General features: G+C 67.3%; 21 protein-coding genes. 9 read left to right on the top strand and 12 right to left on the bottom strand.

What is annotated here, in order from left to right:
- Positions 1 to 56: 56 nt before the first annotated feature.
- Positions 57 to 899, bottom strand: coding sequence for a hypothetical protein (locus tag F7O44_RS11935; protein WP_187361249.1), 843 nt, complete (start codon positions 897 to 899; stop codon positions 57 to 59).
- A gap of 101 nt (positions 900 to 1,000) precedes the next feature.
- Here F7O44_RS11935 and F7O44_RS11930 point away from each other — a divergent pair, with 101 nt between their 5' ends.
- The 4 genes from F7O44_RS11930 (at position 1,001) to F7O44_RS11915 (ending at position 4,979) form a co-directional block, all read left to right on the top strand.
- Positions 1,001 to 1,669: a biliverdin-producing heme oxygenase gene (locus F7O44_RS11930; RefSeq protein WP_162450439.1), complete on the top strand. Its 669-nt coding sequence runs from the start codon at positions 1,001 to 1,003 to the stop codon at positions 1,667 to 1,669.
- A 24-nt stretch (positions 1,670 to 1,693) separates the two neighbouring features.
- Positions 1,694 to 2,944, top strand: a complete 1,251-nt coding sequence (locus tag F7O44_RS31780) for a heme/hemin ABC transporter substrate-binding protein (protein WP_222851295.1) — start codon at positions 1,694 to 1,696, stop codon at positions 2,942 to 2,944.
- A gap of 110 nt (positions 2,945 to 3,054) precedes the next feature.
- Entirely contained in the window at positions 3,055 to 4,146 is a 1,092-nt protein-coding gene (locus F7O44_RS11920) for a FecCD family ABC transporter permease (protein WP_162450438.1), read from the top strand.
- Positions 4,143 to 4,979 (top strand): heme ABC transporter ATP-binding protein, encoded by an 837-nt coding sequence (locus F7O44_RS11915; protein WP_222851294.1) that lies wholly within the window; start codon positions 4,143 to 4,145, stop codon positions 4,977 to 4,979. The genes F7O44_RS11920 and F7O44_RS11915 overlap by 4 nt, the downstream gene beginning before the upstream one ends.
- Here F7O44_RS11915 and F7O44_RS11910 read toward each other — a convergent pair.
- Positions 4,948 to 5,706, bottom strand: a complete 759-nt coding sequence (locus F7O44_RS11910; protein ID WP_162450437.1) for a TetR/AcrR family transcriptional regulator — start codon at positions 5,704 to 5,706, stop codon at positions 4,948 to 4,950. The genes F7O44_RS11915 and F7O44_RS11910 overlap by 32 nt on opposite strands.
- Positions 5,707 to 5,967: 261 nt before the next feature.
- Here F7O44_RS11910 and F7O44_RS11905 point away from each other — a divergent pair, with 261 nt between their 5' ends.
- Positions 5,968 to 6,954, top strand: coding sequence for an ATP-binding cassette domain-containing protein (locus tag F7O44_RS11905; RefSeq protein WP_162450436.1), 987 nt, complete (start codon positions 5,968 to 5,970; stop codon positions 6,952 to 6,954).
- Positions 6,951 to 7,802: an ABC transporter permease gene (locus F7O44_RS11900; protein WP_162450435.1), complete on the top strand. Its 852-nt coding sequence runs from the start codon at positions 6,951 to 6,953 to the stop codon at positions 7,800 to 7,802. The genes F7O44_RS11905 and F7O44_RS11900 overlap by 4 nt, the downstream gene beginning before the upstream one ends.
- Positions 7,803 to 7,813: 11 nt before the next feature.
- On the opposite strand, the gene F7O44_RS11895 is transcribed toward F7O44_RS11900, so the two are convergent.
- Positions 7,814 to 8,827, bottom strand: a complete 1,014-nt coding sequence (locus tag F7O44_RS11895) for an EamA family transporter (RefSeq protein ID WP_162450434.1) — start codon at positions 8,825 to 8,827, stop codon at positions 7,814 to 7,816.
- Between the two features lie 66 nt (positions 8,828 to 8,893).
- Between F7O44_RS11895 and F7O44_RS11890 the strand changes: the two genes are divergently transcribed.
- The gene (locus F7O44_RS11890) at positions 8,894 to 10,174 is read left to right on the top strand and encodes an aminotransferase class I/II-fold pyridoxal phosphate-dependent enzyme (protein WP_162450433.1); all 1,281 of its coding nucleotides are present in this window, start codon (positions 8,894 to 8,896) and stop codon (positions 10,172 to 10,174) included.
- 261 nt (positions 10,175 to 10,435) lie between these two features.
- Here the strand turns inward: F7O44_RS11890 and F7O44_RS11885 are convergent, their stop codons facing one another.
- Both F7O44_RS11885 and F7O44_RS11880 read right to left on the bottom strand, forming a co-directional pair.
- Positions 10,436 to 12,736, bottom strand: coding sequence for a sodium-translocating pyrophosphatase (locus tag F7O44_RS11885; RefSeq protein WP_162450432.1), 2,301 nt, complete (start codon positions 12,734 to 12,736; stop codon positions 10,436 to 10,438).
- Positions 12,737 to 13,034: 298 nt separating this feature from the next.
- Positions 13,035 to 13,385 (bottom strand): anti-sigma factor antagonist, encoded by a 351-nt coding sequence (locus F7O44_RS11880; RefSeq protein WP_162450431.1) that lies wholly within the window; start codon positions 13,383 to 13,385, stop codon positions 13,035 to 13,037.
- 280 nt (positions 13,386 to 13,665) lie between these two features.
- On the opposite strand from F7O44_RS11880, the gene F7O44_RS11875 reads away from it, so the two are divergent.
- Positions 13,666 to 15,954 carry a DEAD/DEAH box helicase gene (locus tag F7O44_RS11875; RefSeq protein ID WP_222851293.1) on the top strand — a complete coding sequence of 763 codons (2,289 nt, stop codon included), beginning with the start codon at positions 13,666 to 13,668 and terminating at the stop codon, positions 15,952 to 15,954.
- Positions 15,951 to 16,829: an EamA family transporter gene (locus tag F7O44_RS11870; protein WP_162450430.1), complete on the top strand. Its 879-nt coding sequence runs from the start codon at positions 15,951 to 15,953 to the stop codon at positions 16,827 to 16,829. Before F7O44_RS11875 ends, F7O44_RS11870 begins: the two co-directional genes overlap by 4 nt.
- A gap of 24 nt (positions 16,830 to 16,853) precedes the next feature.
- Here the strand turns inward: F7O44_RS11870 and F7O44_RS11865 are convergent, their stop codons facing one another.
- From F7O44_RS11865 to ssd, 7 genes are all read right to left on the bottom strand, one after another.
- A complete protein-coding gene (locus F7O44_RS11865) occupies positions 16,854 to 17,219 on the bottom strand; it encodes an Rv3654c family TadE-like protein (RefSeq protein WP_222851292.1) in 366 nt (121 codons plus the stop codon).
- Entirely contained in the window at positions 17,216 to 17,545 is a 330-nt protein-coding gene (locus F7O44_RS11860) for a TadE family type IV pilus minor pilin (RefSeq protein WP_162450429.1), read from the bottom strand. Before F7O44_RS11860 ends, F7O44_RS11865 begins: the two co-directional genes overlap by 4 nt.
- Before the next feature lie 80 nt (positions 17,546 to 17,625).
- Positions 17,626 to 17,811, bottom strand: coding sequence for a DUF4244 domain-containing protein (locus F7O44_RS11855; protein ID WP_162450428.1), 186 nt, complete (start codon positions 17,809 to 17,811; stop codon positions 17,626 to 17,628).
- Positions 17,812 to 18,073: 262 nt separating this feature from the next.
- Positions 18,074 to 18,841, bottom strand: coding sequence for a type II secretion system F family protein (locus F7O44_RS31775; RefSeq protein ID WP_162450427.1), 768 nt, complete (start codon positions 18,839 to 18,841; stop codon positions 18,074 to 18,076).
- Between the two features lie 32 nt (positions 18,842 to 18,873).
- Positions 18,874 to 19,740 carry a type II secretion system F family protein gene (locus F7O44_RS11845; protein WP_162450426.1) on the bottom strand — a complete coding sequence of 289 codons (867 nt, stop codon included), beginning with the start codon at positions 19,738 to 19,740 and terminating at the stop codon, positions 18,874 to 18,876.
- Positions 19,737 to 20,921 carry a TadA family conjugal transfer-associated ATPase gene (locus F7O44_RS11840; protein WP_162450425.1) on the bottom strand — a complete coding sequence of 395 codons (1,185 nt, stop codon included), beginning with the start codon at positions 20,919 to 20,921 and terminating at the stop codon, positions 19,737 to 19,739. The genes F7O44_RS11845 and F7O44_RS11840 overlap by 4 nt, the downstream gene beginning before the upstream one ends.
- Complete coding sequence (ssd, locus tag F7O44_RS11835; protein WP_222851291.1) at positions 20,918 to 22,039, bottom strand: septum site-determining protein Ssd; 1,122 nt, start codon at positions 22,037 to 22,039, stop codon at positions 20,918 to 20,920. Before ssd ends, F7O44_RS11840 begins: the two co-directional genes overlap by 4 nt.
- Positions 22,040 to 22,334 lie beyond the last annotated feature (295 nt).

The following is a 22,334-nucleotide window of genomic DNA, read 5'->3' as shown; positions in this document are numbered from 1 at the left end:
TGTGAAGCGTGCTCGATTGGCCTCTGCCAGATGGGTTGACGTCTGAAACCACCTGCTCATAGCGGCGCGCCGGTGCGCCGGCGAACAGCCATGAGTGCGGTGCCCGCGATGAGACCGAAGACGGCAGCGCCGATAGCCAAGGCCGGCGCGGCTCCAGTACGGGCGAGGTCGTCGCCGGCCCCGGCCGTCGTGGCCTCCGCACCTGGTGTGGCGCCGTTCGTGGCGCCGGTGGCCGACGGCGTCGGGGTCTGGGTGGCTGGCGCCCCCGTGCCGTTTCCGGGCTGCCCACCGGACCCGGCCTCGTCCTCGCCGGATCCGGATCCGGAACCGGATCCGGAACCGCCGAACGTCACCGGGATGCGTACATCCGCACTGCGATCTCCGGTGCGAGTGTGATCGGCCCGGGTGCCGACGACGCAGCCGTTCGGCGCGACGGACGGGTCGAGGCAATCGGTGAACTCGTCACTGGCCGCGACTGTCAACTGGACGCTGAACGAGCCTTGGCCGCCGACTTCGTCGAACGGCTCGGCAAGTCCTTCCCCGTAGCTAGGCGGGTTCGACGAGATCCAGGCCGATGAGCCGCTGGAGCCTTCCATGTCTACCCCGCCCAGACACGGCGTCGGTGCTTGCCCTGCACCGTTGTCCACGCACAACGCCACGTAGATGCCCTTGCTCAGATCGAATCCGGAACCCGACACCGTGATCGTTTCGCCTTCGGGGTCGAGTCCGCTGGTCTTGGACACGGTGACGTCCTGGCCGTCCGGGCCGGTGCCCGTAGCCGCCCCGGCCGTCGTAGCGGCAAAGGTCACTCCGAGCGTTAGCGCAAGCCCGAGAGCGACCACGAGTGGTGCTCGGTGCCGAGCACGCGACCGCGAGGGCCGTGCGGGCGGTGTTTTCATCTTCCACCTCTGATGTATGCGAATTGGACCATAGGTCAACTAGGTAAGGCTTACCTCGTTTCGGGTAGGCTAACCTTAATTTGTCGGCTTGAGGAGTGCTTGTGACTGCGACGACCACGGATCGACGACCGTCCTTTGCCCAATTGCTGCGGGATCGCAGCAGGGGCGTGCACCAGCGGGCCGAAGGGGCCAGCTTCATGAAAGCGCTGATGAACGGGGAGATCGACCGCGGCGGATACGCCCAGATGGTTATCCAGCACCTCTTCATCTACGAGGCACTCGAAGCGGTGGGGCGTGAGCTACGTAACAACCCTTGTGCCGGGGCGTTCGTCACAGACGACCTGGTGCGTGTGCCGCACCTGCGAGAGGATCTCGACGCTCTGCTCGAGCCGGGATGGCGTGAGCGAATCACGCCGCTGCCGGCCACTCGGCGCTACGCCGCCCGCATCCGCGACATGGCTGGATGGCCGGCTGGGTTCGTTGCGCATCATTACACCCGCTACCTAGGCGATCTCTCCGGTGGACTGGCTATCGGTCAGGTGGTCGGCCGCGTCTACGGCATCGAGGGCGCCGGGATCAGCTTCTATCGGTTCGACCGGATTCCGCGTCCCAAGCTGTTCAAGGACGCCTACCGGGACAAGCTGGACGCACTCGCGTTGGACCCGGACGAGCAGGAGCGCGTCATTCAGGAGGTGTTGACTGCCTACCGGCTCAACACCGACGTGTTCGTCGAATTGAGCCGCGCCGTCGAGCTCGGCACCGGGCTCTGAGAGGCGGTCAGGGTGCCATCGAGTGTGCTTCGTCGCGATTCCCGCCGCCTCGTGTGTGTGCTGGCGGTAGCCGGCCTTCTCGTCGTCGGGTGCGGGGGTGAGGCAAGCCCGCCTGGGGCAGGTGAGGTGAGCGGACCCGCCGGTGCGGAGGGGAATGCCGCGGGCGGGGAGAGCAACGACGACGACGTCGAGGCGGACCGCGACGAAGCCGTGCCGAACGCGGACGCCGCCGGGGATTCCGTCGTCAACGCGTGCCCCGACCCCGTCGAGGGCTTCGCGGTCTCCGTCGACGCCGATGGGCGCCCGTTCGAGCAACCTGCCAGTGCTGGCCGAGACGCCACCAACCGGCCTGACCCACGCACGCTGAGCGGACCGTCCACCGCCGAGATCGCCGATGAGAACATCCACCCGGTGGTCAACGATCCCGCCCCGAAACTCCCGGTTACTGTCGAATCCTGCGACGGCGAGACAGTGCAGGTGACTGAAACCAGCCGGATTCTGGCCGTCGACCTCTACGGCACCCTGGCCGAGATCGTGTTCAGCCTCGGCATGGGTGATTACGTGGTGGGGCGCGACACCTCCACCGGATTCCCGCAGGCCGAGCACCTGCCGGTGGTCACGCCCGGCGCCCACGACCTCAATGCCGAAGCCATTCTGGATCTCAACCCCAGCGTGGTCCTCACCGACGCGAGTATCGGCCCGCCCGAGGTTCAACAGCAGCTTCGAGACGCGGGTATCCCGGTGATCTTCTTCGACGACGCTCGCACCCTCGGTGGGGTGCCTAGCCAGATCCGGGCCGTGGCCGGTGCTCTCGGGGTGCCGGAGGTGGGCGAGATGCTGGTCGAACAGACGGAGGAAGAGATCCTTGGGTCGATGTCCTGGGCACCAGAGGACGCCGGGCCCTTACGTATCGCTTTCCTCTATACCCGTGGCGGCGCGGTTCAGCTCCTGGCTGGGCCGGGCTCTGGCGCGGACGCCATGATCCAGGCGATCGGGGCGATCGACGTCGGCACAGACATCGGTCTCGGCCGCTCGTTTACCCAGATAACGTCCGAAGCACTGATAGAAGCCAGTCCCGACGTCATCATCATGATGACCGAAGGGTTGAACTCCATCGGAGGCGTCGGCGGCCTGGCGAAGATCCCAGGTGTGGCTCAGACGCCCGCGGGGGAGAAGCAACGAGTCGTGGACATGGCGGACACCCAGCTGCTGAGTTTCGGACCGCGAACCGGGCGGACCATTGCCGCCCTCGCCGAGGCCGTCTACGCGCCGTGAGTGTCACATCCAGGGCCGGGACCGATCGGCCGGCGCGTTCGGGAAGGTCGCCGAGCGGCGCGGCGGCATCCGCGGGAGAACCGCCCTCGGAAACACCGACGTCGCGCGCGATGTCGGCGCGACTTCGGGCGACACTTCTGCTGGCGGGGCTCACAGCGGCGTTGTTGGTGGTCATCGTCCTGGCGGCGGGGCGTGGTCAGCTCGCGATCGCGCCGGCGGAAGTGGCTGGATCGATCATGCACCGGCTCGACTCCGGGCTGGAGCGGCTGCTGGCGTGGGTCGGTGTCACCGTCGACCTTCCGCTCGACATCGGTCCCCTGCCCGAGCACCCACAAGGGGAGAACACGTTGTGGCTGGTGCGCTTCCCCAGGGTCGTGCTCGCCGTCTTGGTGGGAGCCGCGCTGGCCACCGCCGGTGCGCTGATGCAGGGCACCTTCGGCAATCCGTTGGCCGAGCCGGCCATCGTCGGGGTTTCGCCGGGAGCAGCCGTGGGCGCCAGCCTGGTGTTCGTGACCGGCGCCAGCGTGCTTGGTGAGTGGACGGTTCCGGTGGCGGCGTTCACCACCGGTCTGGTCGCGACGCTTCTCGTCTACGCCCTGTCCCGTGTCGGCGGGCGGACCGAGGTGGTGACGATGATCCTCACGGGCGTCGCGGTGACCGCGGTCGCCTTCGCGATTGTGGCCTTCGCCACCTTCGTCGCCACTCCGGAGGCGCGAGAGCAGATTGTCTTCTGGCAGATGGGCAGTCTGAACGGCGCCCGCTGGATGGCCGTCGCCGCTGTGGCCCCCTTCATCGTGGTCGGCTTGGTCGCGGCGTTGGTACTGGCGAAGCCGATGGATCTGCTGTCGCTCGGTGATCGGGCCGCGCGCCACCTCGGAGTCAATGTGGAGCGGGTCCGGATACTCGCCATCACGGCGGTAGCGATGCTCGTCGGCGCTGGGGTGGCGTTCGCCGGTGTCATCGGATTCGTCGGGCTGGTCGTTCCGCATCTGATCCGGATGCTCGTCGGGCCTGGGCATCGGCTACTGATTCCGGCAAGCGCGCTGGGTGGCGCGGTGCTCCTCGTCACCGCCGACCTGGTCGCCCGCACCGCGATCGCCTACGCCGATCTACCGATCGGCATGCTCACGGCCCTGGTGGGTGGTCCGTTCTTCTTTTGGTTGTTGCGCCGGACCCGTAACCGTGCAGGAGGGTGGGCATGACGGCGATGAGCTGGCGCCGATCGTCGAGGTTGCCGGGCAGGCTGTCCCCAGGGCTGCCAGCCATCTCCGCCCAAGCGGTAGGGGTGCGGTTCGGTGGCGTGCCGATTCTGCGCGAGGTGTCCCTCGAGGTGTATACCGGAGAGGTCGTCGCCCTCGTGGGTCCGAACGGCGCCGGGAAGTCGACGTTGTTGTCGGTCTTGACCGGCGATGTGATCCCAGACGAAGGTACAGCCGAGCTGTTCGGGCGGGTGGTTCAGCACTGGACGCCTACCGAATCGGGGATGCGCCGGTCAGTTTTGCTGCAGCAGATCACCCTCTCGTTCCCGTTCACCGTCGCCGAAGTTGTCGCGATGGGTCGTGCCCCGTGGTCGGGGACTTCACTCGAGGACGACGACGAGAAAGCGGTCCTGGAGGCGATGGCCGCGACCGATGTGGAGTCGTTTGCGACTCGGCGGTTCGGCTCGCTCTCCGGCGGTGAACGAGCTCGTGTGGCGTTGGCCCGGGTGCTGGCTCAGCGGACCCAGGTGATCTTGCTCGACGAGCCGACCGCGGCGTTGGACCTGCATCACCAAGAACTGGTTCTAGAAGTGGCCCGCGATCGCGCAGCCGCGGGCGACGCGGTGGTGGTGGTTCTGCATGACCTGAACTTGGCCGCCGCCTACGCCGATCGGGTTGCTGTGCTTTCCCAGGGCCGGATGGCAGCACAGGGGCGGCCGGGCGACGTGTTCTCCAGTGAACTCCTCAGCGATGTCTACAAGCATGACGTTGAGGTGCTCGAACACCCTGATGCGGCGACACCGATCATTTTGCCGCGCCGGGGCGGCCTTCGATGAAGACTTCGAGACCATCGAGGATACGCGCCAGGCCGAACTCGAAATGCTCTTCATAGCCGAATGCGAAGGTGTTCTCGTCCAGTCCGGCCATCGTGGGGTACTGGCCGCTTTCCATGGCTCTGCTGAGGATCGGCTCCTGGGTGGCCCAGAACTCGTCGTTGCTGATGCCGGTGCGTTCCTCGGCCTGCTTGGAGCTGATGTGAGTGCGCGCCATCCCGGTCACGAAATCGTCGATCAGGCCGATGATCATCACTAGCTGTTGGTCCCCCAGGCCGGTCCCACGCAGGTGGCGGAAAATGTACTCGAGGCCCAGTAGCCCATTGGGCCCGATCAGTGGGCGAGCCTGGTCGACGAACGGGTACCACGGATGCCGCATACACAGCTGCCAGGTGTCGTGGGCCATTCGGTTCAAGAGATCTCGCCAGCTCGAAGGCTCGTAGTCGAGGATGTCGTCCGGCCCGGAGACGTGATCCAGCATCAAGTCGAGCAACTCGTTCTTACCCGGTACGTAGCGATAAAGCGACATGGTGCCGACCCCGAGGTTGGTCGCGACCCGGCGCATTGACAGCGCGCTGAGCCCTTCTGCGTCGGCCACCTCGATAGCCGCCTCGACGATCTTGGGGAGAGTCAGCCCTGGTTTGGGCCCGCGAGTGGATCGCTCACGTAGCCCCCACATCAACTCCAGGCTGCTGGAGACGTCGCCGCTGCCGCTGTACTCCGTCGTCATGGTCTGTCCAGCTTAGAGCGCCTGGTAGTAGGCGCGTTACCTGGCTCGCGGGAATGGTGACGTGTCATGGGTAGCTCCTGGGTGTCTTTCAGCCGAGTTGCTCCGAGTGCACGGCACAGCTATATACTCGGAACCGAGCGATCGGAATCGAGTGACCGTCGGATGGTCTTGAAGAAATAAATGCGTGCGCTGTACGCGTTGAGGGTATAGTGTACGCAGTTGTGCTCGGATTGGGCACCGAAGAGAAGGAAAGGAGGCGTCGTGGCTGAGACCGCGATCGTCGCCGAAGGGCTTGTGAAGCAGTACAAGGAGAAGCGAGCCCTCGATGGCTTCGACCTCGTCGTGCCTCGGGGAACGGTTTACGGCCTGCTTGGGCCGAACGGTGCGGGTAAGACAACAGCCGTCCGGATCCTGGCCACTCTGGTCCGGCTGGACGGCGGAAGAGCGGAGGTGGCCGGCTTCGATGTGGTCAAGCGGCCCCGGCAGGTGCGGAGCAAGATCGGCTTCACCGGACAGTACGCCGCTCTTGACGAGGTGCTGACTGGCCGGCAGAACCTGCGGATGTTCGGTCGGCTATTCCATCTCGGTCCCAAGCGGGCGGCGCTGCGCGCGGAAGAGCTGCTGGAGCAGTTCGACCTGGTGGAGGCCGCGGGTAAGGGGGTCAAAGAGTACAGCGGCGGGATGCGGCGCCGGCTCGATCTGGCCGCGAGCATGATCCTCTCTCCAGACGTGCTGTTTCTGGATGAACCCACCACCGGCCTGGATCCTCGGGGCCGCAACGAGGTATGGCAAGCGATTCGTTCATTGGTGGAGCAGGGTACGACGGTGCTCCTGACCACTCAGTACCTGGACGAGGCCGACCAGCTTGCCGAGCGGATCGCCGTGATCGACAACGGCCGCGTCGTGGCTGACGACACTCCCGGTGGGCTGAAGAACATCGTTGGGGGAGACCGCATCGAGGTCGTTGTCCAAGAGCCGTCGGACATCCCGCAGGCCGTCAAAGTGGTCGCGCAGGTCGCATCCGCCGAGCCGGGCATCGATGACGAAGACCGCCGCATACACGCGCCGGTAACTGATCGAGTGGCGGCGCTCACCGAGGTGGCACGGACACTGCAGGACGCAGGTGTCGGCGTCGAAGACATCGGACTGCGGCGGCCGACGCTGGATGAGGTCTTCTTGACGATCACCGGCCACCGGGCAGAAAGCGAAACGGCAGCACAGCACGGCAACGGGAGCAGCGGAGAATGAGTACCCAGACGATCCACTCGAGTCCGTCGACGGCGGACGTCCCTGACGACGGTCCTAGCCGGCGGCTGTATTGGGCCTTCGCCGACGGCTGGACCATTGTGCGCCGCGGTATGACCCATTACGTCCGGCAGCCGTCGAACATCGCTTGGCAGCTCGGTTTCCCGATCGTGTCCGTGCTGCTGTTCGGGTATGTCTTCGGCAGTGCGATGTCGGTGCCGGGCGGGGGTGACTACCGCGAGTTCCTCATGCCTGGCCTGTTCGGGATGACCATGGCGATGGCGTTCATGAACACGGCGTACGCGGTGGTTTTCGACACCACCAAGGGTGTCACCGACCGCTTCCGGTCGATGCCGATGGCACCGTCCGCCGTCGTCACCGGCCGTGGAGGCGGCGATCTCATCGCAGCCACGCTCGATCTCCTGGTCTTGGCCATGACCGCTCTCGTCGTTGGATGGCGTTCACAAGGCGGCATCCTGGGGACGCTGGCGGCGTTCGCGCTGTTCCTCCTCTTGCGGTTCGCGCTGATCTGGGTGGGTGTCTGGCTCGGTCTGCTGGTGCCGAACGAGGAAGCAGCCGGAAGCCTGTTCGCCGTGGCGTTCCCGTTCGCGATGATCTCCAGCGTGTTCGTCGCGCCGTCCCTGATGCCGACTTGGCTGGGAACCATCGCGTTGTGGAATCCGGTGTCGTCGACGGTGACGGCGGCGCGTGAACTGTTCGGTAACCCGCCTGCCGTGGGCGATACCTGGATCGAGCAGAACGCGTTGCTGATGGCCCTGGTCTGGCCGGTGATCATCACCGCGATCTTCCTGCCACTGGCGGTCCGCCGCTTCCAGCGGCTGAGCCGGTAACGGTGCTGGGTCTATTGGTTGGCTCTGCTTGGGTCGCCGGCGTTGGAGCGCCGGCGACTCGGGGTGAGCCCTACCGCGATGCCGAGGCCACACAACGTGACGCCGATGAGCGCCGGTACCGCCCATGTCGAGGTGCCGAGCACCAGACCCGCCAGATAGCCGGCGACGGGCATGATGCCGACGAATAGCCCGGCCCGGTCGGCGCCGAGCTGGGCTACGCCGCTGTACCAAAGGAGGAACGCCACCGCTGTGGTCAGGACCGCCATATAGAGCAGTGCCAGCGTCTCGGTCCCGGTTGGCAGTTGCAGGCTCGGGCCCGGTTCGAAGATGCTCAGAACGGCGAGTATGGGCGTCGCGATCAGGCAGACCGAGGCCGAGAGTTGCAGAGGTGTCAGTTCTCGCAGCACTGGGACGGCCAGAAGGGTGAAAGCCACCTCGCAGGCGAGAAAGCCGAGGGCATACGGAAGTGCGACCAATGGGGCGCCGGTGGCGCCATGCACCAGCACAATTCCCACCAGTACGAGTGCACTGCCGACGACCGTCGCAGGCTTGACCCGGCCGCCGGTCGTCAGCGGCCCGGCCAGTGCTAGGACGACAGGAGTGGCTCCGACCACAGATGCCATGAAGGCCGGATCGGCGTGCCGGGTTCCTTCGATCAACAGCCAGTTGAACGCGGCGAGGCCCGTGACGGCGATACCGGTCAGGCGCAGGGCGTTGCTGGTTGACACCCGCGACAACGGTTGGGCGGCGGCGCGAGCTCGGGCACAACCGCGTCCGATGGCGCCACTCAGGCGGTTGGTGGGCGAAAACGGCATCGCGCCGGGCGTGGCTTGGTGGATGAGCAGCGCAGCCAGAATCAGCCCGGCCAGCAGGTAGCGCCAAGCTTGTCCGGCCAGAACGGGATAGTCGGCCAGCGCCGGAGCGATCGCGATGGAAGTGCCGACGATCGCCATGCCGGCCGCACAGCGTGCTGCGCCGACCGTGGTGGACGGCACTCGGGACCGGGAAGCGATGAGAGTAGGCACAAGCACGACTCTGACCGAGTAACTGGCCTATAGACAGGGCCAGAGGTGCAGTGGTTTACTGGGCCAGTGCTGTCCGACGATGCCTCTCGCCTGGCTGCGTTGTGTGGCGAAGTGCCGGACAACGGGAAGAGTGGGTGGCTCCGGGCCCGCCTGATCTCGGCCATCCACAATGGTCAGCTCGGTGCAGGGGATGCCCTGCCCGGTGCCAGGGATCTTGCCGCGAGCCTTGGGGTGGCCCGGGGCACCACCGACGCGGTGTACTCGCAGCTGGCCGCTGAGGGATTTGTCCGGATGGCGCCGCGCCGGCGGCCCGTCGTCGCTGGTGCACCCGGCATCGGCCCCGCCATCCCCGCCGCGCCGACGTCCGCGGCTCCGCCGCGCTCGCCAAGTGTTCCCGACCCCGCGCTGTTTCCGTATCGAGCCTGGTCCGCGGCGACGCGCGCGGCGATGTCCAAACTGGCAGGCGCCGACCTGGGATATCCCGACCCGTCTGGGCATCCGCGGCTGCGCGCGGTGCTGGCCGACTGGCTTCGGCGTACCCGAGGGGTTCCGGCCGCGCCGGACGATATCCATGTCACCGGCGGGGTCTCCCATGCAATGGCATTGCTGGCCGAGGTGCTCGGAGTGCGGATTTGGGCAGTGGAGAGCCCTGGGTCGCCAGGATCCACCCAGATGATGCGGCAGCTGGTCCAGGTCGAGTCGGTGCGTATCGACGACCAGGGTCTTATTCCCGACAGCATTCCGGACAGCGCCGGTGCCGTGCTCGTCACCCCGACGCATCAGTACCCGACCGGTGCGCTGATGCCGGCTGAGCGACGGCGCGCGCTGGTGGATGCCTGTAACGAGGCGGGCCGCTGGGTGATCGAAGACGACTGGGACTCCCACCTGGCGCCGCCGAACACGCCGTCAGCGATGCAGGCGCTGGCCCCAGACACCGTCGTGCTCTTGGGATCGTTGTCGAAGGTCCTCGCGCCCGGGCTGCGGATCGGATGGATCGTCGCACCACAAGGCGTCGTATCGCGGCTTCGCGAGCAGCGTGAGCGAACCGATCTCGGCCTCTCGACAATGGTGCAACTGACTGTGGCCGAGCTGATCTCATCTGGCGGGCTCGACCGCCATATTCGCCGGGTGCGCAACGTTTACGCGCGACGGCGGGAGCGGCTCGCGGCGCATCTCGGCTCACTTGGGGAACTCAGCGGGATGCCGGGCGGTGTGCACACGTTCGTGCGAACACGTTCACCAAAGCCGTTGATCGCGGAGATGACCAGGGTGGGGGTGCCGACGGCCGAGGTGGACGACGAGCACTACCGAGGAGTGGTGGTGTCTGTTGCGGCCTTCACCCGCTGATTGACGCGTTCTCGACCCGAGTCGTGGGTGATCGTCAGTGGGTATTGGTTGTTGGTGACAGCCACAAGGCGCTGTCGATCACCCCTGTAGCAACCACAACGTACTGACGATCACCGGAAGGCTTGAGATGTATCCACAGGTTTCCCAGCCACGACACGCGTCAACGCAGCCACGGAACGTATGACGGGCCCCAACAAAGTGATCGTCTGGAGCCGCTTGCGGCCCCAGACGATCACTTAGGGTTGCTGTTCGGTTATCTGGCTAGGCGGAGACGTTCTCGCGGGCGGGTTGCTCGTCCGAGATGACGGTCGAGCGCCGCTTGGAGATCCACACGGACGCCACGATGATCAGCGCGGCGACGATGGCGATCGTGTACCGCAGACCGTCGTTGGCGTCGGCGCCGACTGTCATGACGACGATCGCCGGGGCGATCAGAACCGAGACCAGGTTCATCACCTTCAGCAGCGGGTTGATCGCCGGACCGGCGGTGTCCTTGAACGGGTCGCCGACGGTGTCGCCGATCACGGTCGCGTCATGGGCAGGTGAACCCTTGCCGCCGTGGTGACCGTCTTCGACGAGTTTCTTGGCGTTGTCCCACGCTCCACCGGAGTTGGCCAGCAGAACCGCCATCAGCATGCCGGACGCGATGGCACCACCGAGGAAGCCCGCCAGTGCGCCGATACCCAAACCGAAGCCGACCGAGATGGGGGCCAACACGGCCAGCAGGCCCGGGGTCGCGAGCTCACGGAGCGAGTCCTTGGTGACGATGTCCACCACTCGGCCGTACTCGGGTCGAGTGGTTCCGGCCATGATGCCCGGGTCGTCGCGGAACTGACGGCGAACCTCGAACACGACGGCGCCGGCAGCCCGGCCGACGGCGTTGATCGCCAATCCGGCGAAGAGGAACACCACACAGGCGCCGATCAGCACGCCGACCAGAACGTTCGGCGAGAAGATCTCCAGGACGAAGGAGTCGTGGGCGTCCAAGGTGGCTCCGACTTCGCGTAGCTCACGCATGATGACGTCCATGTAGGAACCGAAGAGCGCCGTGGCGGCCAGCACCGCCGTCGCGATCGCGATGCCCTTCGTGACGGCCTTGGTGGTGTTGCCCACGGAGTCGAGCTCGGTGAGCAGCTGCGCGCCCTCGCCCTCGACGTCGCCCGACATCTCGGCGATTCCCTGGGCGTTGTCCGCGACCGGACCGAACGTGTCCATGGCGACGATGACCCCGACGGTCGTCAGCAGGCCGGTGCCAGCCAAAGCGATCAGGAACAGCGACAGCAGCAGCGAGCCGCCGCCCAGGAGGAACGTGCCGTAAACCGCGGCTGCCACGACCAGTGCCGTGTACACCGCCGACTCGAGTCCTAGAGCGAATCCGGACAGGATCACTGTTGCCGGGCCGGTCAGAGAGGTTCGACCGACGTCCTGGGTGGGCTTCTTGTCTGTTCCGGTGAAGTAACCGGTGAGCAACAGAATCAGGCCGGCCAGGACTACACCGATGAGCACGGCGAGCGCGGCGAGCAGTCGCGGGTCTCCGTCGTGGTCGCCGATACCGCCGTCGAGCTGCTGGAATGTGCCCGGCAGGTAAGCGTAGGCCGCAATGGCCGACAGTATGGCCCCGAGTCCAGCTGATAGATAAAATGCCCGATTGATGCTGGTCAGGCCGCTCTCTCCAACGCGCGCCTTGGTGAGGTAGATGCCAAGGACGGCCGTCAGCGTTCCGATAGCCGGAACGATCAGCGGGAAGACGAGGCCCTCGGCGCCGAACGCCGCGGACCCGAGAATCAGCGCCGCGACGAGCACCACCGCGTATGACTCGAAGAGGTCGGCCGCCATACCCGCGCAGTCGCCGACGTTGTCACCGACGTTGTCGGCGATGGTCGCGGCGTTGCGGGGGTCGTCCTCGGGGATACCTTGCTCGACTTTGCCGACCAGGTCTGCGCCGACATCCGCGGCTTTGGTGAAGATGCCGCCACCAACACGCATGAACATCGCCAGCAGTGCGGCGCCGAAGCCAAAGCCTTCCAGCACCATCGGCGCATCGCCGCGGTAGAGCAACACCACCAGTGCGGCGCCGAAGAGACCCAGGCCGACGGTGGCCATACCGACGACGCCACCGGTTCGGAAGGCCAACCGCATCGCCGGTTCCCGCTGGTTGTCGCGGGCGGCAGCGGCGACTCGCACGTTGGCCCGGGTGGACAGCCACATGCCGAGGTAGCCCACGGCCGCCGAGAATCCGGCGCCCACCAGGAAGAAGATCGAACGGCCGATCCGCACTCCGGGATCACCCGGGAGCAGGAACAACAGGGCGAAAACCAGGATGGCAAAGATACCGAGCGTCTTGAACTGCCGGTTCAGGTAAGCCGAGGCGCCTTCTTGTACGGCGTGCGCGATCTTGCGCATGTTCTCGGTGCCCTCGTCGGCGGCAAGCACCTCGCGCCGGAACAGCGCGGCCATGACAAGTGCCGCCAGCGCAATAAGCGCTACCACGACTATGTACGACAGGTTCCCGCCGGATAAAGAGACGGATACTCCGTCGGCTGTGTAAATGGGCCCGGTCATTCGTCCTCCTTGACGTAGCCCTCGGGCGAAGGCGGTGATCGGGGAGATCCCGGCACGGCTGAAGGCAGCCGCCACGAGATCATGGACTACTGCAACAGGGCCGGATCCCCACACAGACTCCCGGCCCGACTGGTCCGGGAGTCTAGATGCCGCGCCCGGTCAGTTGCACATCGGGGTAGGCCGAGGCGGCCTTTATCGACCAGCTCCGGGGGTGCCGGTGGGCGTCAACGCCGGGATAGATACGAGTCTTCGCGGATGCGCCACATCAGTTGGATGGTACGTACCGGCACGCACTAGTTCATTCGCCGGCCAGAGCTTCCTCGAGAGTGTCGTGAATCGGAAAAACCTTGGTCAGCCCGGTGATTCGAAAGATCTTCAGGATCCGCTCCTGTACCCGGACGAGCCGGAGAGAGCCATCGTGTTGGCGGACGCGCTTCAAGCCGCCGACCAGTACCCCTAGCCCCGTGGAGTCGAGGAACTCGACGCCGTGCATGTCCACGATGATGTGGTACTGACCGGCGTCGACGATTTCCACCAACTGCTCCCGAAGTTTGGGAGCGGTGTACACGTCGATCTCACCGGCGACATCGACGACGCTCCGGTCACCCCAGGGGCCGCTTTCAACACGAGTCGACAACGACAGGTCCACGAACAGCCTCCAGATCGGTCACGACGGGCCACTGCTTTGCACATACGTGACTACCCGACGATCATGTGCGGTGTCGCCGCCAGCCGGCCTCGGTGGTCCGATCCAGGCACCGCGTCGTGCCTGGTGTGCGGCGCTGCACGATCCGCCAACATTAGCCTCGGACCGCTTCGCCTGACCCACCGGATCCTCCCCCTTTTGCTGACGTGATCTCTTGGACGATCGCGCCGTCACACCGGTTCCACTCTCACCGAATTGAACCACGGATGAAAGACTTTCGGGCGTGCGTGGCACCACTGACCTCCTCGAGACGCTGCTGGCCGGCCCTACCCGGCATGGCCGGGTCACGCATGTGGAGTCCATACCGTCGCGTCCGTCTCGCCTCGCTGGGTGGCCAGGCTGGCTCGATCCGGTGGTGCGCGAACGCTACGTCGCGTCGGGTATCCCGGCGCCGTGGTCGCATCAGGCCGCCGCCGCGGAACTCGCGTGGGCCGGCACGTCAGTCGCGCTGGCCACCGGTACGGCCTCCGGCAAGTCGATGGCCTACCTGATGCCCGCGCTCACCGCCGCTCGTGGCGGCCGGCGACAAGGCGGCACGACGCTGTACATTTCGCCGACTAAGGCATTGGCGGCCGACCAACTGCGCGCTCTCGACGAACTAGCAGTTCCCGACATCGTCGCCGCGACGTACGACGGCGACACTCCGGCCGAGCTGCGGATCATGGCCAGGAGCCATGCCACGTACATCCTGACCAATCCGGACATGCTGCATCGATCCGTGTTGCCGGGGCATCACCGCTGGGCTGGGTTCCTGCGCGCGTTGCGGTTCGTGGTGGTCGACGAATGCCACGAGTACCGCGGTGTGTTCGGCTCACACGTCGCGCAGGTGCTGCGCAGGCTGCGACGGATCTGCAACGCCTACGGCGCGGACCCGACGTTTGTCCTGGCGTCGGCGACGTCGGCCGACCCCGCGGCCACGGCGGAGCTGCTCACCGGCCGGCCGGCGGAGGCCGTCACCGATGACGCCTCACCCAGGGGCGCCACGTCGTTCGTCTTGTGGGAACCACCTTGGCAGGCTTCCTCGGGCGAGCGCCCGAAGCGGCGTGGCGTGCTGGCGGAGACCGCCGACCTGCTGGCTGATCTCATCGTGGCGGATGCGAGAACGGTGGCATTCGTCCGTTCACGGCGAGCGGCCGAGACAGTGGCTGAGCTCACCCGGACAGCGTTGCAGCCAGTGGATCCGGAGCTTTCTTCCCGGGTTGCGTCATACCGCGCCGGCTACCTGGCTCACGAGAGGCGTGCCCTCGAGGAGGCCCTGCAGACGGGGCAGCTGCGTGGTGTGGCCGCCACTACGGCCCTGGAGTTGGGGGTGGACATCAGCGGCCTCGACGCGGTGTTGATCGCCGGCTGGCCAGGGACCCTGGGCTCGTTGTGGCAGCAATCGGGCCGTGCCGGGAGAGCCGGTCGCGATTCCGTGGCGGTGCTGATCGCCAGCGACGACCCGCTCGACTCGTACGTGGTTCATCACCCTGAAGTGATCTTCGGACGGCCGGTGGAAGCTACCGTGCTGGATCCGAACAATCCTTATGTGCTGGCGCCGCACCTGTGCGCTGCCGCCGCGGAGAAGTCGCTGTCCGAGGCTGACGTCGAGATATTCGGCCCCGGCGCTCCAGAGGTCGTGGCCGATCTCGAGGCAGCCGGGCAGCTCCGGCGCCGTGGGACCAATCGGCCCCGGTGGCACTGGACCAAACGAGACCGTGCGGCTGACCTCGCTGACCTCAGAGGGGCCGGGGGGTTGGTGACGTTGGTCGAGCCGGAGACCGGACGGGTCCTCGGCACCGCTGACGCCGGGCGTGCGCACCACAGCGTTCACACCGGAGCGGTGTACGTACATCAGGGGGAAACGTACGTCGTGCGGGATCTGGAAGTGGATGCTGGAATTGCGCTCCTGGAGAGAGACGCGCCCGACTACACGACAACGGCGCAGGAGGTCACCGACACCTCGGTGATCACCGAGTCGGAGTCGCAGCGCTTCGGGCCCGCCCGGCTCGTTCTCGGTGACGTCGAGGTGACCAGCCAGGTGGTCGGATACACGAAGCGATTACTCGGAACCGGGCAGGTCATCGGCAGCGAGCCGCTGAACCTGCCGGCGCGGCGGCTGCGAACCCGCGCGGTGTGGTGGACGCTTCCGGACGACGTCGTGGCCGCCGCCGGGGTCGATGAGGCGGATGCGGCGGGAGCGGCGCACGCGGCCGAGCACGCCTCGATCGGGATGCTGCCCTTGATCGCGAGCTGCGACCGGTGGGACGTGGGCGGATTGTCAACGGTGCGGCATGCCGACACCGGATTGCTGACCGTCTTCGTCCATGACGGCCATCCGGGTGGCGCTGGATTCGCCGAACGCGGCTATCACGCGGCAGCCGAATGGCTGCGTGCGACGCATGAGACGATCGCCGGCTGTCCGTGCGATCAGGGGTGTCCGTCGTGCGTGCAGTCGCCGAAGTGTGGCAATGGCAATGAACCGCTGGACAAGGCCGGTGCATTGCGGTTACTCGGAGTGCTGCTGGAATGAATCAGCTGTGGCGCTCACTTCCGGCACCCGCACTTGTCCTTGGTGGCATCGTCTCGGTTCAGCTCGGTGCTGGTATCGCGAAAGGTCTGTTCGACCAGATGCCGCCCAGCGCGGTCGTGTTCATGCGGTTGCTGACGTCTACGGTGATCTTGGGGATCCTCGCCCGCAAGCTCATCCGTACGTGGCTGCCGCGGATCGACCGTGCCGGCACGATGGTTCTGGTGGGATTCGGGCTCTCACTAGCGACGATGAACTTCGCCATCTATCAGTCGTTCTCGAGAATTCCGCTCGGAATCGCCGTGACCATCGAGTTCCTCGGACCGTTGGGTGTGTCCGTGGCGTTCTCCCGCCGGCGGATCGATGTCGCCTGGGTGGCACTCGCCGCCTTGGGTGTCCTCTTGCTCACCCGAGGCAGCGCGGACGATCTGGACCCGGTCGGAGTCATCTTCGCGCTGGTGGCCGCCGCGGGGTGGGCCGCGTACATCCTCCTCAGCGTCGAGACGGGCCGCAGGTTCGAAGGTTCGTCCGGCCTGGCCGTCGCCAGTACGGTGGGAATGGTTGTGGTGGCGCCGATCGGTCTCGTCGAGGGCGGCGCCCAGATGTGGCAGCCGCATCTGGTAGCCGTGGCCGTTGCCGTCGGCCTGCTGTCCTCAGCCATTCCGTACACCCTGGAACTCGAAGCGCTACGCCGGATTCCGGCGAAGACCTTCGGCATCTTGATGAGCCTCGAGCCGGTGGTTGCCGCGATGGTGGGGTTGATCTTGCTCGGTGAGATCCTCCAGTTGCGCGAGTGGGCCGCAATCGGCTGCGTGGTGCTGGCGTGTATTGGTGCTGTACGCACCAATCCACGCCCGCAGGAAGCGCCGGAAGCCTAGGCACGGGTGCGTGGCTGAGTACAGCTAGTGTCCCGCGCCGGCGCGTGCGCGCCGGTCTTGATGGGACACCCACGCCGCTGCGCCGCCCGTGACGGACACCCGGACCTGGACTTCGACCTCGTGACCGTCCACCACGCAGTCTCGCAGGCTCGCGTTGTTGGCGGTGGCAACACTCTCAGCCGTGGCACACGCTGCCGCAGGGCCTTCGTAGACGCGCGCAGCCGCCGCTATGGCTGCCAGATCAGCCGCGGCGGCGGCCTGGCGCCGGGCGGAGACACCCGACGCCAGGAGGGCAACGGCCAGGAAAGCAGCCGTCACGACCATCACGGTGATGAGAATCAGCACCGATCCCGCCCCGCGTTCGCCACGTTTGCCAGGCGAACTCGTCACGGCCACTCCTCGAGCGCCACCGCCCGGCCGCGCACGGTCGGCTCCAGGAAAGAGCCGAGCGGAGGTGGCGCTGCTGCCGTGGCGCGGACCTCGATGGTGATCATCCCGTTCTCCCGCCGCACATCGACTTCGGCGTGGCCAGGTGCGACCGCCTGGGCAATCTCGATCACCGTGGCCATGTCCTCACCACGCGCCGCGGCACGGGCCGCCTCACGTGCGGCGTCGGTGCAGCGAAGCTGGGCCGAGGCATAGCCAACGCCCCAGATCGCCATCACCAGCACGACCGCCAACGTTGGAAGCGCGGTGGCGATCTCGGACGTCACCATTCCCCGCTCGTTCTGGTGGGCCGGATCCCCTCGCGCCGGGCGCCGGCGGGATTGGAGTCGCCGGCGCCTCGTCGTAGTGGTCATCCGCCGAAGACCGAGAACGCCCGCGAGATGACCTCTCTCAGGGTTTCTTGAATCGGCTCGCTTGTCAGCAACTTGTACAGGACACCACCGAATCCACAGGCAGCGACGGTGCCGACAGCGTATTCCGCCGTGGACATGCCGTCTTCGGCCTTGCGGGCCAGCCGGTTGATGATCGTGAACATTGGTACCTCCTGGTTCCGGCAGCCGGCCGGTTCGGAGCCCGCCCTTTGCGGCGCTCCAGCCAGCCTGCTTTCTGGCGAACGCCCAGGACAGAGGCGATCCGAGAATGTGGATAACTCCCGCGCGAAGCTGCCTCGGACTGTGGACGAAGCGGCTTCATTCGATGCCATCCGGCACCGGCGCCGACCATCCGTCGCCGGGCGGCGACGCAGGTCTGACCGGCACCGATCACGTAGCTGTGGCTCGAGAAGGCGGCACTCGAACTCAGGGCAGTGGCAGGCCGGAGGTAGCTACTACCGGCACGATGCCCAGCAGCACGAACGCCGGCAGGAAGCACAGGCCGAGGGGAGCCGCCGCCCGGGTGCCGACAGCGCGGGCTCGGGTCTCCGCGGTCCGGCGGGCCGCTTCCCGAGCATCCTGTGCGGCCCTCTGCAGAGCCGCCGTGGGGGAGATACCCCGAAGGGTCGCCGACCTCAGCGCACGGCCGAGCGGCCGCAGTACGGGGTCCCCTTCCAGAGAAGACCAGGCACGGGCCGGATCGCCGCCGACCCGGGCCGCGGCGGCGGCAAGAACAAGGATCCGCCCCAAAGGATCGTCCAAGGCTCGCCCGACATGTTCTACCGCATGGACCGGAGGGCAGCCGGCCGCGAGCGCGGCCGAGAGGAGATCCAGGGCTAGAGGAAGCTGGGCTGCGCACTGTTCCCGGCGGCGGGCGAGGGCCGCCGGTTCGAGCCTGCCCAACCCGATCCAGGTACCTACCGCGGCCAAGGGGGCGACGAGTAGGCCGAAGCCACCGCCGACGAGGACGCCGCCCGAAGTGCCGGCGAGCACAGCCGCGAGGCCGCGTGCCCGGCGTGAGCTGAGCGGCCCGGTTGCCGCGGAATCCCGGTGTGTGCTGCCTGCTGCCTGAGCGCGGGGCCAGGCCGTCACGCCGTCCGGCCGCGGAGCCCGGGCAGGCACGATTCTCTCGAGACGGGACTCAGCTCCCAGCTGGCCAGTAGCGAGCAGGACAGCGGCGGCCGCGCTGAGCACAGCGGCGAGTGTAAGCACCGGTGGTTGTCCGTTCAGTTGGGCTGGGCTGCTCGGGACACCCGCTCCACCCAGCTCAGTCCCGCGGCGATAAAGATGAGTGCGGCGGCGAGGCAGGCCAACCCATACGCGCTTCCGAGCAAGAATTCGACCGGCGTTCGTTCTGTGCCGCTGGTGGAGAACAGCAACAGGGTGGCCACTGGTAGAAAGGCCAGCAGGCGGGCGGTGGCGCGAACCGAGGCGAGCTGGGAGCCGGCCTCACGACGCACCGATTCCTCCGCGCGCAGAGAGTCCGTGACCGCGGTCAACACGGTTGAAAGCGAGGCGCCGGTACGGGCGGAGATCTCCCACGCGGCGGCAACCGCCTTGAGTGGTAGAGCACCGGGCTGTGCTGCCGTGCTCCGGAGGGCCGCCGCGGGGTCTCCGCCCGCGGCCACCCTCCCGGCGGCCGGTCCGAACAACTCAGGCCATTCGGCCGCGACCGCCCGCAACGCGTGTACTGGTGGCACCCCGGCGCGAAGCTCGCCGGCCAGCGCGAGACAAGCTTCGGCCACGTCTGCCGCACGCTTCCTGAGAACGGCTCCGCGCCGGTGTCGTGACCAGATCATGATGCCCGCGGGAGGTGCCAGCGCACCGACTAGAACGCCTCCGGGGGGTGCCACCGTGAGCCCGATCACGGCACCGGCGCACGCGCTGAGGATCATCTGGACGCGTAGCGGTGGCAGACGGATCCACGGCGGCGAAACCGGTGCCGCGATGTGTGGTCGCGCAGCCCGTGAGGTGAGTATCGCCGCGGGTGCGCCGAGCCGGGACCGCACCAGGCTGGGCGGTGGGCCCGCGAGCAAGGCCGCGGCGATCGCGGCTACACCGGTGGCCAGAGCGACGGCCGAGGCGTCGCTCATGGAGACCATCCACGCACGGCGAGTCGTCGCTGCAGTTCGGCGTGGCCCGGACCGCTGCTGGCGACGCCGTCGGGGTCGACGGTGAACGCGCGGTGGGTCTCGACCCAGCCGGACCGCGACCGAGACAGAACGTCCACCTCGCTCACTCGGCGGTGCCCGGCTCGATCACGGGCCACGTGCACGACGGCGTCCAGAGCGGCTCCAGCCTGAGCGTGGACCGCGTCTCGCCGCAGTCCGGCGGCGATTCCCAGCGCTTCCAGACGGACCGCGACGTCGTCGGCCGAGTTCGCGTGCAGCGTCCCGCAGCCGCCCTCGTGGCCGGTGTTGAGGGCCGCAAGTAGGCTCACCATCTCCGAGCCCCGGACCTCGCCGATGACGATCCGGTCCGGGCGCATCCGCAAGGCCTGGCGCACGAGGTCGTCGAGTCCCACCTGCCCGGCCCCCTCGACATTGGCCGTCCGGCACTCCAGCCGGATGACGTGCGGGTGTTCGGGGCGGAGCTCACCGGAGTCTTCGACCACCACGATCCGCTCGCGAATGTCCGCGAGAGCTAGTAACGCCTGCAAGACGGTGGTTTTGCCGGTCCCGGTGCCGCCGGTGACGAGAAACGCCAGCCGGGCACCGACGATCGCCTCCAGCCACGGGACGAGTTCGGTCGGCACGCTGCCGCTGTGCACCAGCTCTTCGATACCGAAGGCTCGCCGGGCCGGTACCCGCAACGAGATCAGGGGCCCGTCCGGGGCGATGGGCGGTAGTACCGCATGCAGCCGGACGCCGCTGGGCAGACGTGCGTCGACAAACGGTGCGGCTTCATCCAGCCGTCGGCCGGCCGTGGCCGCCAGGCGTTGCGCCAGCCGGCGAACACTGGCCTCGTCTCGAAAGCGGACCGGCACCCGCTCGGGCCCGTCGCCTCGATCCACCCACGTACCGGCGGTGCCGTTGACCAGGACGTCCGTGACGCCGTCGGTGCGGAGTAGCGGCTCCAATGGGCCGGCGCCGCTGATCTCAGCCCGCAGCGTGTCGGTGACCTCCAGTACAGCCGCATCGCCAAGAGTGGCGCCGGTGGCACGAAGCGCGGCGGCTACCCGGGCGGGTGTCATGGCTTCAGTCGTGGTGGCGAGCTTGGCCCGGACCTGTTCCAGGAGTGCGTCATCTACGGGTTGCCGGCTCGAAGCTGTCATGCCGCTTTCACCTGATGGTCGAAGAGCAGATCGTCCAGGAGCTGGTTGCAGGCGAGAGCAAGCGGGCCGCGTTCGTTCATTCCGGGCGTGTCGCCCCGTTCCAGCTGGTCGGCGAGCCGGCGTTCAGCAGCCATATCGACCGCAAGCGGTAACCCGAGCGCGGTGGCCACTTCCGAACCCTCCAGGCCCGACGACGACGGCCCACGGCTCACCACCCGCACATCCCCGGCGACCGTCGTCAGCGCCGCCGCCACGCGGGACGCCGCCGCTACGGCCCGGACCTCGGCTGGCACCACGAGAAGCACTGCCGAACAGGAGGAGACCGCCTCTTCGGTCGCGAAGTCCCGGGTACGTGGCAGATCCAGAACAACCAGATCCCAGCCGCGCCGCGCCGCGGCCATCACTACCTGGGCTGACTCCGGCGGAACTGTGAGCAGATCCCCGCGGTCCCACGACAGCACGGCCAGGCCGTGCCGTCCGGGCAGTTCCGTCTGCAGCGCCCGAGCGCTCAACCGGCCACGACTGTCGGCAAGATCCGGCCAGCGCAGGCCGGTGGAGTGTTCCGCCCCGAGAACGAGGTCCAACCCACCACCGAGCGGGTCGAGGTCAACCAGCATGGCTGACAACTCGCGACGGCAGGCGACGACGGCAAGGGCCGTGGCGAGCACGGACGCACCGGCCCCGCCGCGGCCGCCGACCACGCCTACGACGAGCGCGTCCCGATTGTCGCCCTCAGCGGCGTCGGCCAGCCGATCGGCCAGCCACGTCTCGTCGTCTGGAAAGAAGAGCACGTGCTCAGCGCCGAGGGCAACGCCGCGCTGCCACACCGACGTGTCGTCATTGACCCGCCCGACCAGGTAGACATCACGACGCCGGGTCGGAGCCAGGTATGCCAAGCCCTCGGCCTGATCTTCGCCGACCACAACCAAGGGCGCAGCCGCCCACTTCGACCTTGCCGGGCCGGGCTCGTGCTCGACATCGAGGTCAGTGCCGGCCGCCGCTGCCAGCCGCAGGAGGTCGTCGAGGAGGTCTTCCTCCGCGGTGACCGCCAACGGCCTGGGCCGCGCGGTGAGTGGGGAGATGTCGGATTGCTTGGCGCGGCGATGAAGCTGGATCACGGACGACCTCCGAATGAACGAGTCGGACGCGTCCACGATGGTTGGGCCCGCGGGCAGGCGGCAGGCCCAAAAACTGAAATGTGGATAACGGAGCGCGATTTCGGATGCGGATTGTGGATAACCCGGCTACCGACAGGTCGGTCAAGGGACACAGAATGAGGGCGCGGTCCCCGCCGGGTGGGAGGACGGGGACCGCGCGGACTCGGTCAGGGGGGTCGACCGAGTCATGGCGGCGAGGGGGTGCCGCCGGGGCCATCCTGCCCCATGTGAGGGGCTCTGAAACACCAAACTGGGC

Origin of the sequence: Phytoactinopolyspora mesophila, assembly GCF_010122465.1 — a bacterium.
GTDB classification, from domain to species: domain Bacteria; phylum Actinomycetota; class Actinomycetes; order Jiangellales; family Jiangellaceae; genus Phytoactinopolyspora; species Phytoactinopolyspora mesophila.
Note: the sequence above shows the minus strand (reverse complement) of the source record. Positions and strands in the feature narration are given on the sequence as shown.

Coding starts and splice junctions, on each gene's coding strand:
- F7O44_RS11855 (WP_162450428.1), bottom strand. CDS start 17,811: ATGTTCACGATCATCAACCGGCTGGCCCGCAAGGCCGAAGACGGCATG.
- F7O44_RS11935 (WP_187361249.1), bottom strand. CDS start 899: ATGAAAACACCGCCCGCACGGCCCTCGCGGTCGCGTGCTCGGCACCGA.
- F7O44_RS11920 (WP_162450438.1), top strand. CDS start 3,055: ATGTCGGCGCGACTTCGGGCGACACTTCTGCTGGCGGGGCTCACAGCG.
- F7O44_RS11845 (WP_162450426.1), bottom strand. CDS start 19,740: ATGAGCGACGCCTCGGCCGTCGCTCTGGCCACCGGTGTAGCCGCGATC.
- F7O44_RS11910 (WP_162450437.1), bottom strand. CDS start 5,706: ATGACGACGGAGTACAGCGGCAGCGGCGACGTCTCCAGCAGCCTGGAG.
- F7O44_RS11915 (WP_222851294.1), top strand. CDS start 4,143: ATGACGGCGATGAGCTGGCGCCGATCGTCGAGGTTGCCGGGCAGGCTG.
- F7O44_RS11840 (WP_162450425.1), bottom strand. CDS start 20,921: ATGACAGCTTCGAGCCGGCAACCCGTAGATGACGCACTCCTGGAACAG.
- F7O44_RS11885 (WP_162450432.1), bottom strand. CDS start 12,736: ATGACCGGGCCCATTTACACAGCCGACGGAGTATCCGTCTCTTTATCC.
- F7O44_RS11900 (WP_162450435.1), top strand. CDS start 6,951: ATGAGTACCCAGACGATCCACTCGAGTCCGTCGACGGCGGACGTCCCT.
- F7O44_RS11870 (WP_162450430.1), top strand. CDS start 15,951: ATGAATCAGCTGTGGCGCTCACTTCCGGCACCCGCACTTGTCCTTGGT.
- F7O44_RS11860 (WP_162450429.1), bottom strand. CDS start 17,545: ATGGTGACGTCCGAGATCGCCACCGCGCTTCCAACGTTGGCGGTCGTG.